General features: G+C 46.1%; 8 protein-coding genes. 3 read left to right on the top strand and 5 right to left on the bottom strand.

The window, feature by feature from the left end; genetic code table 11:
• Window positions 1-10 precede the first annotated feature (10 nt).
• The 4 genes from V7S65_RS14155 to V7S65_RS14140 form a co-directional block, all read right to left on the bottom strand.
• Complete coding sequence (locus V7S65_RS14155; RefSeq protein WP_336386732.1) at window positions 11-3,496, bottom strand: SusC/RagA family TonB-linked outer membrane protein; 3,486 nt, start codon at window positions 3,494-3,496, stop codon at window positions 11-13.
• Window positions 3,497-3,501: 5 nt separating this feature from the next.
• Window positions 3,502-4,524: a FecR family protein gene (locus V7S65_RS14150; protein WP_336386733.1), complete on the bottom strand. Its 1,023-nt coding sequence runs from the start codon at window positions 4,522-4,524 to the stop codon at window positions 3,502-3,504.
• 92 nt (window positions 4,525-4,616) lie between these two features.
• Window positions 4,617-5,201, bottom strand: a complete 585-nt coding sequence (locus tag V7S65_RS14145) for an RNA polymerase sigma factor (protein WP_079470511.1) — start codon at window positions 5,199-5,201, stop codon at window positions 4,617-4,619.
• Window positions 5,202-5,339: 138 nt separating this feature from the next.
• The gene (locus V7S65_RS14140) at window positions 5,340-6,215 is read right to left on the bottom strand and encodes an AraC family transcriptional regulator (protein WP_079470510.1); all 876 of its coding nucleotides are present in this window, start codon (window positions 6,213-6,215) and stop codon (window positions 5,340-5,342) included.
• A 314-nt stretch (window positions 6,216-6,529) separates the two neighbouring features.
• Here V7S65_RS14140 and V7S65_RS14135 point away from each other — a divergent pair, with 314 nt between their 5' ends.
• The 3 genes from V7S65_RS14135 to V7S65_RS14125 all read left to right on the top strand — a co-directional run bounded on the left by V7S65_RS14135 (window position 6,530) and on the right by V7S65_RS14125 (window position 13,313).
• Entirely contained in the window at window positions 6,530-7,561 is a 1,032-nt protein-coding gene (locus V7S65_RS14135) for a LacI family DNA-binding transcriptional regulator (RefSeq protein WP_079470509.1), read from the top strand.
• Window positions 7,562-8,406: 845 nt separating this feature from the next.
• Window positions 8,407-11,691 (top strand): SusC/RagA family TonB-linked outer membrane protein, encoded by a 3,285-nt coding sequence (locus tag V7S65_RS14130; RefSeq protein ID WP_336386734.1) that lies wholly within the window; start codon window positions 8,407-8,409, stop codon window positions 11,689-11,691.
• 38 nt (window positions 11,692-11,729) lie between these two features.
• On the top strand, window positions 11,730-13,313 hold the full coding sequence (locus V7S65_RS14125; RefSeq protein WP_336386735.1) for a SusD/RagB family nutrient-binding outer membrane lipoprotein: 1,584 nt from the start codon (window positions 11,730-11,732) through the stop codon (window positions 13,311-13,313).
• An 86-nt stretch (window positions 13,314-13,399) separates the two neighbouring features.
• Here the strand turns inward: V7S65_RS14125 and mutS are convergent, their stop codons facing one another.
• A complete protein-coding gene (gene mutS, locus V7S65_RS14120; RefSeq protein WP_111577742.1) occupies window positions 13,400-16,009 on the bottom strand; it encodes a DNA mismatch repair protein MutS in 2,610 nt (869 codons plus the stop codon).
• Window positions 16,010-16,040 lie beyond the last annotated feature (31 nt).

The following is a 16,040-nucleotide window of genomic DNA, read 5'->3' as shown; positions in this document are numbered from 1 at the left end:
GGTGAGTATTTTAAATTCCTAATCTCAGGTTGATGCCCATACTTCGTGTGGGTGGCAACCCAAAAACATCTACACCCTGCAGTCCGTTGCCCGTACCCATAGATACTTCCGGATCAAACGGCGCGTGCAGTTCAAAAAAGAACAGGTTCCTGCCTACTATGCCCATGCGCATATTGCGGATCCATTTCCACTTCAGCGGTATGCGGTAGCTCAGGCTTAGTTCCCTTAAGCGGATGTTGGTGGCATCGTACATATACATTTCGCCAATGCCGGCCCTGCCGCCAATGGTGGTATAGTAGCTTTGTGCATCCAGTTTCCCGCTGTAAGGTGTGCCGTTGCTGTTCACCGCGTTTATTTCCACGCCGCCTTTGTCACGGGCTTTGGCGCTTTCTTCACTTACGCCGTACCAGTCCAGTACTGCCTGTGTTACGCTCATTACCTTGCCACCGAAGCGACCGTCTATGAGGAAGCTGAGGTTAAAGTTTTTATAGTCGATGCTGTTGTTCCATCCTAATGTGAAATCGGGATTGGGATTACCCACTTTTTTAAATGCGTTGCGTGTTTGCAGTTTGCCGGCAGCATCAATCACGTAGGCGCCTTTATCGTTTTGCAACAATTCTTTATTGGAATAGATGTCGCCCCAGGAGCCGCCTTCCATGATGAACGAACCAAACATATTTACCCCGAAATCGGTGAGTACAAACATGCTGCTGGTATCTGCACCGATGATCCTGGAATTGGAAAGGGAAACGATTTTATTTTTATTCGCGGCAAAGTTGATAGTGCTGGTCCAGGACACCGCTTTATTACGTATAGGCATTAAAGTGAGTGTGGCTTCCCATCCCTGGTTTTGTATATTCCCCATGTTGAGATAGTAGGTATTATACCTGTTGCCCAGTGGTGCCGGCACTTCCATGTACTGTTTGTAGTTATTATTTTTGTAGAAGGTAATATCGGCGGTGATCCTGTTTTTCAGGAGATGCGCTTCCAGACCTATTTCAAAAGACCGGTTGTCTTCCGGCTCCAGGCTGAGACCCGGGTAAAGCGTACGTTGATTCAGCACCACGCGTGTAACGCCGGCAATGGTTTGCAGCGTAAACGCCGCCGGCCGGGAGGAGTAGGCGGCGATATCGTTACCTACTTTGGCGTAGGAAATGCGGGAACGCAGGAAATCAACAGCCGCGGGCATTTTAAACATCTCACTCCATACGGCAGATAACCCGGCTGAATAATAAAAATATCCTTTGTGCAGCGTAGTGGTATAGGCGAATGTACTGGACCAGTCGTTACGGCCGGTGAGATCCAGGAAAAGATAATTGTTGATGCCTGCCTGTACATTACCGAAAAGGGCCTGCAGTTGCTTCTGGTCTATGCTGTGTTGTGCATCGAGCGAGGTGCTGAGGATATTGGATACCGAAAATTTATTCGGGTACGTGAGCCCTGGATCGGCATTGGGATTGGAGCCGTTAAAATTGCGTTCGTGTGCTTTGGTGTCTGTAATGCTTGCGCCGATATTGCCGGCCAGGTGCAGCCACTTATTCATTTTCCGGCTGGCGTTCAGCATCATATCCCCGTACAGTTGGGTATTGAATTCCCGTTCGAGGGTATACCGTCCGTTTGAGCCGGCGAGTACAATTTGTGTACCGGCGTATGCTTCCAGTTCGTATTGATCAAGCGATTTATCGAAGTTGCCACGTCCTTTCAATGATAGCCAATCGTTCAGCTGCCAGGTAAGCGACAGGGTAGCGAGGCCACGGTAGCGGGAATCCAGCCGCAGGTCGCGGTACAGCGCCCACATAGGGTTTTGCTGGTCGTCCTGCCCGATCCACTTTTTATCATTGCGGATGTTCCACCAGTTTTGCATGTACAGGTCGCGGCCCTGGTCGTGGTATTCAAAATTATTTTTGTAGTAGTCGAAGTCCTGCCCGCGGGGAAAGGTATAGAGCCCGGAAATGGGGCTGTAGTACAATCCCGACGAAAGCCGGTTGGTAGTGCTTTGTGCGGTGAAAGATACATTGGCGTCCATTACCAGTTTGTCGTTCAGCAGCTTTAATGTTTCGCGCAGGTTCACCGTATGACGGTCGAATTTGTTGGTGGGCAGAATTCCTTTATTGGTTGTATTGGCGTATGAAAAATAACTCTGCGCGGTTTCGGTGCCGCCGCTGAAGGCGATGGTGTTGGTAAAGGTGGAACCGGTGTTATAAAAGTTTTTTACATGATCGGGTGCATTGATGGATCGGCCCCAGCTGCCGAGTGATCCGGGTTGTGGCGTGCCTACTTTATCCACGCCGGGCGTATCGGTTTGTGCGTAACGATATTGCAGCGGGGGCAGGATCGCGGGTGTTTCGCGGGTATAATCGGAAGAAACGTCAATTTTGCTGCGGCCGGGTTTTCCTTTTTTGGTGGTGATGAGGATCACGCCGTTAGCGGCCTGGCTGCCATAGAGCGCCGCTGCGGAAGCACCTTTCAGGATACTGATGCTTTCAATATCATCAGGGTTGATGTTGGAGATACCGTCTCCGCCGTCGCGGCCACCGGCCCCGATGATGTTATGCGACTGGCCCCATACATCTGCGGGTTGTGCCGGTGTGTAATTGGCATAAGGTACGCCATCTACGATATAGAGGGGTTGGTTTTCGCGGGTGGATTTGTTGCCGCGCAATACCACTCTCACAGAGCCGCCGATGCCGGATGCGCTGCGGGTGATGGTGGCGCCGGCCGTTTTTCCGTTCAGGCAGTTGATAACGTTGGCATCTTTTACCAGTTGCAGGTCATCGCCATCCAGTTGTTGGGTGGAGTAGGGCAGTTCCCGGCTTTTTTTCTGGATGCCCAGTGCAGTAACCACCAGTTCACTGAGTGCTTTTACATTTTCCTGCAGGCGTACATCGATGCGGGGATCGGCGCCCACCGTTACTTCGCGGGTAATGAATCCTACGGAACTGAATACAAGCACATCGCCGGTACTGGCTTTCAGTGAAAAACCAGCATCGGCGTTGGATTGGGTTCCTTTATTGGAATGTTTGATCTGAATGGTGACTCCCGGGAGCTGCGTGCCTTTGTTATCGCGTACGGTTCCACTGATCTCTCTCTCCAGGGACACATGATTCAGCAGGTCTACAGTGGGCGAGGGTTTGGCTTCACTTTCTGCGCCTACAATGATTTTGTTATTGATCAGGGTAAACTTTAATCCGGCCTGAACTGATAGTAACGTAAGCACTTCATCGATGGGTGTTTTCGTACAGTTCAACGTAATCTTTTTCTTCAGGTTAAGATCCGTTTTGTCGTAATGAAAGTTGAGTCCTGTTTTTACCGAAATTTCGGTCATTACTTCTTCCAGGTTTTTATTTTTTACCTGGATGGTGACAACTATACCTGTGGGCGGGTCGGGTGTTTGCGTGATGGCACTAGTCGTTGTGTTCAAGCTCCCCGCCAACAGTAGTGTCAGCATCAACCCCGTGGATACAAACCACATCATGGGGCATGGCTTTACCCTCATATGGACTAGTTTTTGTTTTGCAGGTGAACGGTGTCGTTTTTAATGGTATAAGAAAGGGATTTAGCCAGGCAGATGATATCCATGACGTCTTTCAGGCTTTCGTTTTTGAAAGAGCCGTTGTAGTTCCATTCTTTTTTGTCGCTTTCGTTAATAACGGTAACGTCATAACGATTTTCTATACCTGTTACTATTTCATTATAGGGTGCGTCTTTGAATACGAGGTATCCCTGTTTCCAGGCGGTCACCTCTTCAGGTTTGCTGAAAACAGATTTTACGAGGCTGAGTGAAATGCGGTCGTAGCTGATCTGTTCACTTGGCAGCAGGATGAGTGAGGAGGCGGATTGGCTGCTTTTATTCAGCTGGTCAACTTTTACTTTACCGCTTACAAGTGCCACGGTTACTTTGTGTTCGCTGGCATATGCCCGGATGTTGAAGGCGGTACCGAGTGCGGTGGTGGCCAGTTCCCCGGTATTCACCACAAATTTCCTGGTTGGGTCGGCGGCTACATTGAAAAAGGCTTCTCCTTCTTCCAGGAAAATGGTGCGGCTGTTGCTATCGAAATGTTCGGGGTAGCGTACTTTACTGCCGGCGTTCAGTTCCAGGGAGCTGCCGTCTTCGAGGGTGATACTTTCCTTGTTGCCTTTTGGTGTGGTGATTTCCACAAAACCATCTTTTACCACCCGGTTGGCTCCATTAGCGGCAATGGAGGCAGGTTGGTTGCCGGTGGCAGGATGTGTGCCGGGTGTTGGCTGGTTGAACCAGAAAACGCCTGCTGCCAGTAATACTACTGCTGCTGCGGCGTACCAGTAACGGGCACGCATATGCCGCACCTTTGGTGCGGGGGTGATATGTTCGTTGAGTTGTAAACGGATGCTGTCGAGTTCGCGGTCGAGTTCTTTATCTTCTACATAGGTGGACTTGTGCCGGTTGATATTTTCAAACCATTGATCCACAATAGCCTCCTCCTCCGGTGAGCAATTCCCCTGGTTATACCGTTCCAGCAATATTTTAATCTGTTCTGTGTCCACCTGTTGCCGTTTTATGTGTTGATAAGTCGTAATAACGTGGAAAAGGTACCATGTACATTTAATTATTTTTTATCCGGTGCCGGGTGTGCGGGTTAGATAAACAAATAAACATATATCAGGAGTACGATCAGGTCGGTCCTGGCATAGCTGGTCCTTAGTATCTTCAGCGCTTTGGTAATCTGGTTTTTTACGGTCTGTTGCGAAAGGCCAAGATGGGTGGAGATCTGTTCTACGGTGAGGTTTTCGAACCTGCTGAGCATGAAAATTTCTTTCATACGGTCGGGCAGGTGGTTGATGGCCTCAAACAGTTCCTGTGTCCGTGCTTTATTATCTACTGTTTCCGTGATGGAGTGCGGCTGTGCATCGAAATGTTCGATGAGTTGCTGCAGGTATTTGCGGTAAGTGGCGTTTTTCCGGTAAATATCGATGATTTTGTGGCGGGCTACCTGGTACAGGTAAGCTTTCAATGATTCCTTGAGGATCAGTGAATGTCTTTTCTCCCAAAGGGAAATAAAGAGTTCCTGCAGCACATCTTTGCTGATCTCGGAGGCATCCAGTTTGCTGTGTATAAACAAATACAACATTTTACTGTAGCGGTCGTAGATGGCATTGAAGGCAGCGGTGTCGTCGCTTTTCAGCAGCGAAATTAACTGGTTATCGGAATAACTGCTGTACATCGAATTACAGTAGTAATTAAGCGTTTTGGTTGATAATTACTGAAATGAATGTAAGAAGAAAAATTTGATATTTTGACATTTGGCCCTTACTTTTTAAAATAACTAAATAACCAAATGATAAAATAATTACATTTTTTATCATGCTTCCTTCAGGCGCAGTTCATTTTTGTATTCCTTGGGTGTTTTGCCTACTATTTCCTTGAAGAACCGGTTGAAATTGGACAGGTTCTTAAAGCCGCAGGAGTAGGCGATTTCCGCGATGGACCAGTCTTCCTCGGTTAACCGTTTACAGGCGTGCCCGATGCGTACTTCATTGAGGAACTGTACAAAGGATTTTTTTGTACGGTTTTTAAAGAAGCGGCAGAAGGATTGGGGCGACAGGTTGGTGATGCTGGCTACATCCTGCAGGGATATTTCTTTGGAGAAGTTATTCATAACGTACTTGAATACTTCATCGATCTTATGGTTATCCTTTACATTATAGGCGTGGGAGTAACCGGTGCTGGCCAGGTAATAGCAATCGCGGGTTTCAGAGAGTGTTTTTAAGATGTGGAGCAGGGAGATGATGCGGTCCAGTCCTTCCTTCCGGGGAAGGGCCAGGATCTCGGGTTTCAGCAGCTCGTGGGTGGCGCCGGTGATTTTCATTCCCCTTTGCGCCCGGTGAAATAATTCACTGAGTGCTTTGGTTTCCGGTAATCCGTAAAATTTCTCCCCGAATATGTCTTTAGGGAAATAGATGACCACAGAGCGGGCTTTCAGATTTTCATCTCCCTTATAATATTCTTCCTCATTATACCATACATGCGGTATATGCGGTCCGAGAAACACCATATCGCCTTCTTCAAAGCTCTCGATGCTATCCCCTACAATTCTCTTCCCGTGGCTTTCCGTAACATATACCAGCTCGCACTCCGGATGGAAGTGGAATGGTGTATTGAAATAAGGATCACTTCTTTCTATAATCGTGATCTGATTATCGGCAAAAGCCCCAACTTTAATAAGGATGGGTTTCATTCATGTATTAATTTAAGCTACTATGTTAGTGTGACCGTCCTGTACTTTATTACCATTGCCATTATTCCCGTCTGGGGGAACCCTATGCAGGTAGGCGAGCAGTATTGAGATCGTCCTATGAATGATGCCAAATTATTAAAAATTGGTTAAAAAAATATCATTTTGCCGAAAATAACCTTTTTATGTGATAGAAAACAAACCGGGGTAAAGAGCAATAGTTTTGACCGGGTTACTTGGAATAATTAGCACAAGAGCGTAATTTCCAACTTCATTTTGTAAATTACGTCCGGCTAAATCGATGTAGCATTTTTTCTATGAAAGGGATCTCTATTAAAGATATTGCAAAACAAGCCGGAGTATCTCCTACAACGGTATCTTTTGTACTCAACGGTAAAGCAAAGGAGAAAAGAATCAGTGAACAGGTAAGTAAGAAAATCCAGAAAATTGCCACCCGTCTGAAATATAAACCGAACCAGCTCGCCCGCGGACTGCGTACCGGTAAAACCAAAACTATTGGTCTTATTGTAGAGGATATTGCCAACAACTTCTTTGCCACGCTGGCCAAAGTCGTGGAAGATGAGGCCGATAAGCACGGTTATAAGGTGCTTTACGGCAGCACAGAAGACAATACGGAAAAGGCAAAAGGACTCCTCGAAGTATTGAAATACCGGCAGGTGGATGGCTATATTATCACGCCTACCAAAAACCTTGATAAAGAAATAGAACTGCTTCAATCGGCCGCCAAACCACTGGTGCTGGTGGATCGTTATTTCCCGCATGTGAACAGCCATTATGTGGTGCTTAATAACTATAAGGGCGCCTATGACGCCACCACTCACCTGGTGAAACAAGGCTATAAAAAAATCGCCATCGTTACTATCGCATCTGATCAAACGCAGATGAAAGAAAGGCTTGACGGGTTCACTGCTGCGCTCAAAGACCATAAAATTCCTTTTAATAAATCGTTTGTCAAACGCCTGCCGTTCGACCTGGACCGGGAAAGTTTCAACAATGAGATAAAGAAATTCCTCACTGCTGTAAAAGGCGTGGACGCTGTATTTTTTGCCACCAACTACCTGGGTATCGCCGGTATTGAAACGATCCGCTCAATGGGATGGGAGATAGGAAAAGAAATCGGGCTGGTAGGTTTTGATGACCATGACCTGTTCCGTTTGCACAGTCCTTCCATTACCTGTGTATCACAACCTATCGCAGCTATCGGAAAAAGTATTGTGGATTTATTGATGAAAGAACTGAATCATGTGGCGGGCACTCCTGCTTCTCCGCCGCAACAGGTAATACTGGAGCCGGAGCTGATTATCCGCGGTTCTTCTTCGCGGAAGTAATGTCTTTTTGATTTGATTTTATAATGATCAGGGGAGATAAGCATAGAGATACCTATGCTTATCTCCCCTGAAGCATTGTATAGCCAGCTGTAACCAGGGGGTGATACTTCCTGTATTTATGTTATACCCGGAGATAAAACAGGGATAAGCCATATCTCTATAGGTACAACTTATCTACGGCTTAAATACGGGTTATATACGGCTTATCTACGGCTTATCCTATAATGAGGGTGGCATATGGCAGAGATTGCCAATAGATGGATTTAGCGCTTTAAATACAGTTTTTATGCTTTTTTATTTTCAGCCCGGACAGCAATAATTTTTAATGATAGCAGTGAGACATCTTTTTTTATCTTAAAAAAATCTGAACAAAATCAGATCAAATTAATCACGCTCAATCTGTATAATCCTGAAAAAGACAATCGCCTCCGGCGATTACCTAATGCTATTTTAATCACATGGAATATTATTTTCTCTTTCTTAACGAGCTGTTAACGATAAATAAAAAAATTGTTAAATCTTCTTTGCACTTCTCATAATTATCCCTAAGTTTGAAACCATTATTCAGACTGATCAGCCAAACTTGTAGCGAAAATGAAATGTGAGAGTGGTATACAGGTTTTTTTTATGTGGTATTGCTAAAACGTTTTAGTATTACTATAGTGTCAGAATAACAATTAATGCCAATGGAGTAATTCCATTTAATTATTTAAGAACGGAAACCACGTGATTACCATCAGAACCCCTGTGCAATGCAGGCAGGTTAATGGTAGCGGGACCTTTCGTGTCTTTTTTGCTTATGTGTCTGATTCACTTGTTATAATTCACTAAACCAAAAGGAAGCTATGCGAAGATCACTTCTTCTCACCACGTTGCTTTTCTTATGCTGCTGTATCACTGCTTGGGCGCAGGATAAGAAAGCTGTTGCGGGAACCGTTAAGGACGCAAAAGGAACGCCTTTACCGGGTGTTACCGTAAAAGAGAAAAACGCCTCCAACGGAGCTACAACCGGCCCCGATGGAAATTTCAAAATCCAGGTAGCAGATGGTGCTACACTCGTTTTTTCCTACATAGGATTTATCAACCAGGAAGTAGCTGTTAATGGACAGTCTACCGTAAACATTGTATTAAAAGAAGACAACAAGAATCTGAATGAAGTAGTGGTTACCGCTATGGGTATTAAGAGAGAAGCCAAGGCATTGGGTTACTCTGTGAGTACTGTAAGTTCAAAAGAAATTACCGAAAGCGGAAGCACCAACTTTGCTTCTGCCTTGTATGGTAAAGCAGCCGGTGTGAAAATTGTGGCTGCTCCGGGTGGCGCTTCCAGCGCTGTTTCCGTACAGGTAAGGGGTGTATCCTCTATCGGTTTGAGTACACAGCCGCTGTACGTGGTAGATGGTGTACCGTTGAGAAACTTCAATGATCTTACTTCCGGAAGCTTTGGTACCAGCAACTCAAGAATTGAGGGAAATGGTGCACTGGACATCAATCCGGAAGACATCGAAACACTCACTATCCTGAAAGGTGCGAGTGCTTCTGCATTGTATGGTTCTGAAGCTACTAACGGTGTGGTAGTTATTACCACCAAGAAAGGTGTTAAAGGCCGCGGTCTGAACGTAGATGTAAACTACACTTTCAACCAGGAGAAAATTGCTTCGCAACCAGACTATCAGAACGAATATGGTCCCGGGTACGATCCGCAAACGAATATCGTAAATGGTATTGCTGATGCTGAAGGTTGGGTTACTGATGCCGATGGCTCCAGGCACCCGTATTATCGCGCTTACAATCAGTTCGGCCCTAAATTCGATGGCAGTGATGTGAAATACTGGGATGGTACTACCCGTAAATATGTTGCACAGAAAGATAACTATAAAGACTTCTTCCAGACAGGTTACAACTCTGCAGCCAATGTAGCAATCTCAAATGCCAGCGATAAGGGTAGTTTCCGCTTTTCATACAATCGCGTGGATTATAAGAGCATCATGCCGGGAAGTAATCTCTATAAGAACAACTTCAATTTGAACGGTACATTAAAACTGAGTGAAAGGGTAAGTGTGGATCTCGTATCTACTTACAATAATAGCTTTGTTCATAACCGCGCAAACGTAATGAGTAACATATTCGGTTCATTCGACGGTTTCTTTAGCCGCTTTGATGATATGAATACGTTCTTAAATAAATACCAGACCAGTAACGGTTATAAGTACGTGGATGCTAACAACAACCAGTACGATCAGGATGAGAAAATGGCCTATCGTTTCAGAGCTACCAACCTGATGGATTACCTGTGGAACAACCTGCGTAACAACTACGATGAAACCCAGAACCGCTTTATCAACAGTGCAACCCTGAATGTGGGTATCCTGGATAATCTGCGTTTCAGAGGTAGAGTAGGAGGCGATTTCACCAACGTAACTACCGCAGATGAACAACATAACACACAACCGGCTGCGTTAGGATATACTGGTCAGTACGATGTAAACACCCGTAACAATAACGTGTTTTACGGAGATGCGATCCTCGTATATAATCCTAAAGTTGCCAAAGACTTTGATCTCTCAGTTACAGGCGGTGTTACCGGCCGTAAACAAACGTATAAAAATCAGTTCACTCAAACCAAAGATGGTCTGGTGGATGAAAACTGGTTTAGTCTGAATAACTCTGCAAGTCCGTTGTATGCTACCTCTGTTCGCGCTGAACAGATAGATGTAGCGGCTTTTGGTATGTTGAACCTGAGCTATAAAGGCTTCCTGTTCCTGGAAGGAACAGGTCGTTATGAGTCTACCTCTACTTTACCGGTAGCTAATAACAAGTACTTTTATCCTTCCGTGAACGCCGGTTTCCTGCTTTCCGAAGTAGCTAAACTGCCTGCATTTGTTGACTATGCGAAGTTCAGGGCTTCTTATGGCCTGGTTGGTAATCATCCTAATCTTTATCAGTCCAACATTGCATACAATCCTTACACCGTTACGCTGAGTAAGAACAATGTTCCCTACCAGCAATCCAATCCTTCCGCTTTTGGTAATGAACTGCTGGAATCAGAAAGAAAGAGAGAAATGGAGTTTGGCTTTGAAGCACGTTTCCTGAAAAATAAGATCGGTGTAGATTTCAGTTATTATAACAATAAGATCACGAACCAGATCCTGACACTGAGCACACCTGCATCTTCCGGCGCTACTTCTCAGCTGGTGAATGCGGGAGACCTGAGCAACTATGGCTACGAAGCTGCTATTAATGCCACACCAATTGCTAATAAAGATTTCCGCTGGACTACCCGCTTTAACTTTGCGGTAAATAGAAACAGACTTACTGCACTGAAAGATGGTCAGACTACTTTAACCATGCCTTCCTATGATGGTGGTTACCTGCTGATCCGCTCTAACGTAGGCGATCCGCTGGGTAATATTTATGTACATCCGGCTAACAAAGATGAAAACGGTAATAAGATTGTAAATGCAGATGGTATTTACACTACCAACACTGCCGAGTACGAATATGCCGGCAACATTATGCCTAAAGTAGTAGGTGGTTTCTCCAACTCCGTGAGCTATAAAAACTTTTCACTGGACTTTACACTGGATTATCGCTTAGGTGGTAACCTGGTATCTATTCCTTACTACTATCAGATCGGTGCCGGTATGTTTAACAGTACCCTGCAATACAGAGATGCAGCACATGGCGGTCTTGCCTACGATGCAATCGACTACGCAAGTGGTAACCTGGTGGCTAATCCGAATGGTGCGCATCACGATGGTGTAATCCTGCCAGGTGTAACTGAAGATGGTAAAAAGAATGAGAAAGTAATTACAGCCGGACAATACTGGTCTACCCAGCACGATTGGCAGACTAACGGTTTGTATGAAAACGCCGTGTTTAAAAACAGCTACGTGAAGTTGCGTGAGGTAACACTCACTTACAATATGCCAAAAAGCATCATAGAAAAACTGCATTTGCAGAATCTGCAGTTTTCATTGATCGGCAGAAACCTGTTCTATATCTGGAAAACCTTACCTAAAGGTTTAGATCCGGAAGTAGCAGTAGGTTCTTCCTGGCTGAGTCAGGGTGTTGATGGCGGCACAGTGGGCCCTACCCGGAGTTTAGGCGCCAGCCTGCGTGCACGTTTTTAGTAGTATGCTGATTTTGTAAACGAACTTAACAAATTGAAATGAAACGTCTTTTAATAAACACTTCACTTCTTATCTTACTTGTTGCTTCTTTCAGCGCATGTAAGAAACAGATTGCAGACGATTACGCTAACCCGGAGTTAAGTCAGACCGGCTCTATGAGCAAACTGCTCAGCGGTATGTTCATCAATAAGCGTATGCGTCCATCGTACTGGGATTATGCCACTTTTATATTGCCCACTACAGCCAGCTTCTCGCAGACTACGGCATTACAGCCAGGTACAAAGATGTATGTACCTTCTTTGTCTTACACTGAAAACCGCTGGGTAGACTTTTATGCAGGGTCCAAAAGTGACGACAATGACTTTAACTACGTTGGACCTGGTATCATGGCTAACTTCAGGGAAATGCAAACTACTTTCGGAAAACTGACACCGGAGGAACAGGCAGACCAACTGGTATTCCTGAATTGCGCCAAAGTAATTTTATTTGACCAGACCAGCCAGATGGTGGATCTCTGGGGTGATATTCCTTTTGGCCAGGCAGGTTCATTGAATACGCCTGACCGTAATGTAGATCCTGCTGCTTTTGAAGATGCTGCTGCTATTTATGATACGCTGATCTCCGGACTCAACAGCCTGAATACTTATTTTGAAACAGTCCAGCTCTCTAATGTAGCCAAAGCCAGCTTAAGTAAAGCGGATATTATGCTGAAAGGGGATGTGAATGCCTGGAGACGTTATACCAACTCACTGCGTTTGCGTTTATTAATGCGTACTTCGTTTGTGAAAGAAGCAAGCGCGAAAACGGAAGTGACGACTATGCTGAATAACCCGGTGAAATATCCGTTAATCAGCTCCAACCTGGAAAACGCAACTATTCAGATGAGTCCTCCGTCACTGAAAAGCGATATATTTAGCGCTTTAACAGGAAGTCCTTTTGCTCCTGCTTTCCTCCTGGATACAGTAATGGCAACGAATGACGATCCCCGGACAGAAGTATACTGGGATAAAGGTACTACACATGGTCTGAAAGGCTTCCCGGCTAACGGTACTGCCGCTGCTTATGAAGCTGCAGGTTATGCTACTTACGACTCTGCAACTTTCTTCAATAACTACAACGTACCTGGAGTTATTTTTACAGCTTCAGAAGTGAGCTTCCTGAAAGCAGAAGCAGGTGAAAGATGGGGTATAGGATCACCTCTTACCGATTATACCAATGGTCTTAAACAGTCGATAGAATTTTATTATGGCCTTAATAAAGCAGTGGTATACCGTGCGGATCAAAGCTGGCCTGTAATACCAACGCCTACTGATTCGGCTGTTAATAGCTTCCTGACTATGCCGGCTATTGCCTATACAGGTACCACCCAGCAGAAACTGGCAAAGATCTGGACGCAGAAATGGGTGAACTTCTTTATCCTTCAGGCTGGCGAAGCATGGACAGAGATAAGACGTACTGGTTATCCGAAGCTGCCTTTCCCACTGGCATCTACTTCCGGTTCTACCGTTCCGCCTGAGCGTTTGTTGTATCCTTCTACTGAGCAGGTGTACAATCCAGACAACTACGCAAAAGTTGCTGCAAAAGACAAAGCCAACATCAAAATTTTCTGGGACGTTCGTTAAGGACCAGGACCAGTGAACAATTATAATAAAAAAACGTCCCGGACTTTCCGGGACGTTTTTTTTATGTTATAACGATGATCAGCAACCTACCCGATCATATTCTTAATCTCACTCAGCTTCAGCAATGCTTCTACCGGTGTTAACCGGTTAATATCCACGGTATCCAGTTTCTCCCGGATCTGCTGGAACACATCACTATGTGCATCAAATATATTCAGCTGTAGCTTCTGAGACGGCGTGCTGATCTGTTTTATATTTTTCTGCAGTGGTGCATCGATATGTTTTTCTTCGAGATTGGCCAGCACTTCATTGGCTCTGTTGATCAGCTCTGGCGGCATGCCGGCCATGCGGGCCACGTGAATACCAAAGCTGTGGCGACTTCCACCGGGCGCCAGTTTACGCAGGAAGATAATTTTATTCCCCGATTCCATGTTGGTGATATGGAAGTTCTTTACCCGCGCGTGTTTGTTTTCCAGTTCATTCAGTTCATGATAGTGGGTGGCAAACAGCGTTTTAGGGCGGTGTGTGGTCATGTCGTGGAGGTATTCCACGATGCTCCAGGCGATGGAGATACCATCGTAAGTGCTGGTACCGCGGCCTATTTCATCCAGTATTACGAGGCTGCGCGCTGTAATGCTGTTGATGATGCTGGCTGTTTCGTTCATTTCCACCATAAAGGTAGATTCCCCGCCGCTCAGGTTATCGGAAGCGCCTACACGGGTAAATATTTTATCAGTAAGACCAATATCAGCGCTGGTGGCAGGTACAAAGCTACCCATGTGCGACATCAGGGTGATGAGCGCCGTTTGCCGCAGCAGGGCCGATTTACCGGACATGTTGGGGCCCGTAAGAATAATGATCTGTTGGGATTCCTTATCGAGTTGCAGGTCGTTGGAAACGTAGGTATCACCCGCAGGTAGCCCCCTTTCAATCACCGGGTGACGGCCTTCTTTGATCAAAAGGTCGAAGCCTTCCGTGATATTCGGGCGGCGGTATTTGTATTGCAGGGCGTTGTGAGCAAAACACAGGAGGCAGTCGATCCGCGCAAACACCTGTGCATCTTCCTGTACCGGTTTAATAAATGCCTGGAGACTTTGCACCAGGTCGTCGAACAGTTTGCTTTCCAGCACCTGGATCTTATCTTCTGCTCCTACAATCTTTTCCTCGTACTCTTTCAGTTCGGGAGTGATATATCGTTCTGCGTTGGCCAGTGTTTGCTTGCGCATCCAACGGTCAGGCACTTTGTTTTTGTGGGTGTTGGTTACTTCCAGGTAATAGCCGAATACGTTGTTGAAAGCTATTTTCAGGGAAGGAATACCGGTGGCTTCTGATTCTTTCTGCTGGATTTGCAGGAGATAGTCTTTCCCTTTGTTGGCGATGTTCCGGAGGTCATCCAGTTCAGCGTTTACGCCTTCTTTGATGCAGCCGCCTTTGTTTACCAGTACCGGCGGGTTTTCCATGATTTCGTTAAGAATACGGTCCAGTAAAGGAACGCAGGGATCCAGTTTTTCGTTTAGCCGCCGGAGGTAGTCGCTGCTGCTGTTTTCCAGGAGTGCCTGTACCGCCTGTACCTGTTGCAGGGAGCGGGCTAGTTGTAATACTTCGCGTGGATTTATTTTCTTCAGCGGTATTTTGGATACCAGTCTTTCCAGGTCGCCGGTTTGTTTCAGGTGATGTACGAGTGACTTGGAGAGATCGGTTTCTTTGATAAAGTATTCAACGGTATCCAGCCTTTCGTTGATGGCTTTGATATCGCGGAGGGGGAATACCATCCAGCGTTTGAGCAGGCGTGCGCCCATCGGGGTTACCGTATTGTCCAGTACTTTCAGGAGGGTATGCCCGTTTTCCACGCTGCTGTTGAGCAATTCCAGGTTGCGCACGGTGAAGCGGTCCATCCAGAGGAAGTCGTCCTGGCTGATGCGCTGCATGCGGGTGATATGCTGGAGGTTGGGATGCTCGGTATCTTTCAGGTAGTGAAGGGTGGCGCCGGCAGCGATAATAGCGGACGGCAGGCCTTCCACACCATATCCTTTCAGGGAATGGGTCTGGAAATGTTTCAGCAGTATTTCTTCCGCATAGGTGGTGGTAAATATCCACTCATCCATAGTATAGGTGTAGAAACGGGTGCCGAAAGTAGCTTTGAAATTTTTCTGTTGTTGTTTGGCGAACAGTACTTCTGCCGGGCGGAAGCTCTGGAGGAGTTTATCCACATATTCCGTACTGCCTTCTGCAATAAAAAATTCGCCGGTGGAAATATCGAGAAAAGATACGCCGGTGGTGTCTGTACCAAAATGAACAGCCGCCAGGAAGTTATTGCTGGAGTTTTCCAGCAGCTTATCGTTGATGGCTACGCCGGGTGTGACCATTTCGGTGACGCCGCGTTTAACAATGCCTTTTACTGTTTTGGGATCTTCCAGCTGGTCGCACACGGCCACCCGGTGACCTGCTTTTACCAGTTTATGAAGATAAGTATCTAACGAGTGGTGGGGAAATCCTGCCAGGTCAACATAAGAGGCGGACCCGTTGGCCCTTTTGGTTAAAACAATGCCCAGTACCCGGGCGGCTATAACTGCATCCTCATTAAACGTTTCATAAAAATCGCCAACACGGAACAACAGTACGGCATCAGGGTATCTGTCCTTGATGGCCTTATGTTGCTGCATGAGCGGTGTTTCTTCCGTTTTACTTTTTGCCATGCCGCAAATATATAAAACTCATCCCATCCTA

This window comes from Chitinophaga sp. CCNWYY40 (assembly GCF_037483205.1).
GTDB classification, from domain to species: domain Bacteria; phylum Bacteroidota; class Bacteroidia; order Chitinophagales; family Chitinophagaceae; genus Chitinophaga; species Chitinophaga ginsengisegetis.
This window is presented reverse-complemented; position numbering and strand designations above follow the sequence as displayed.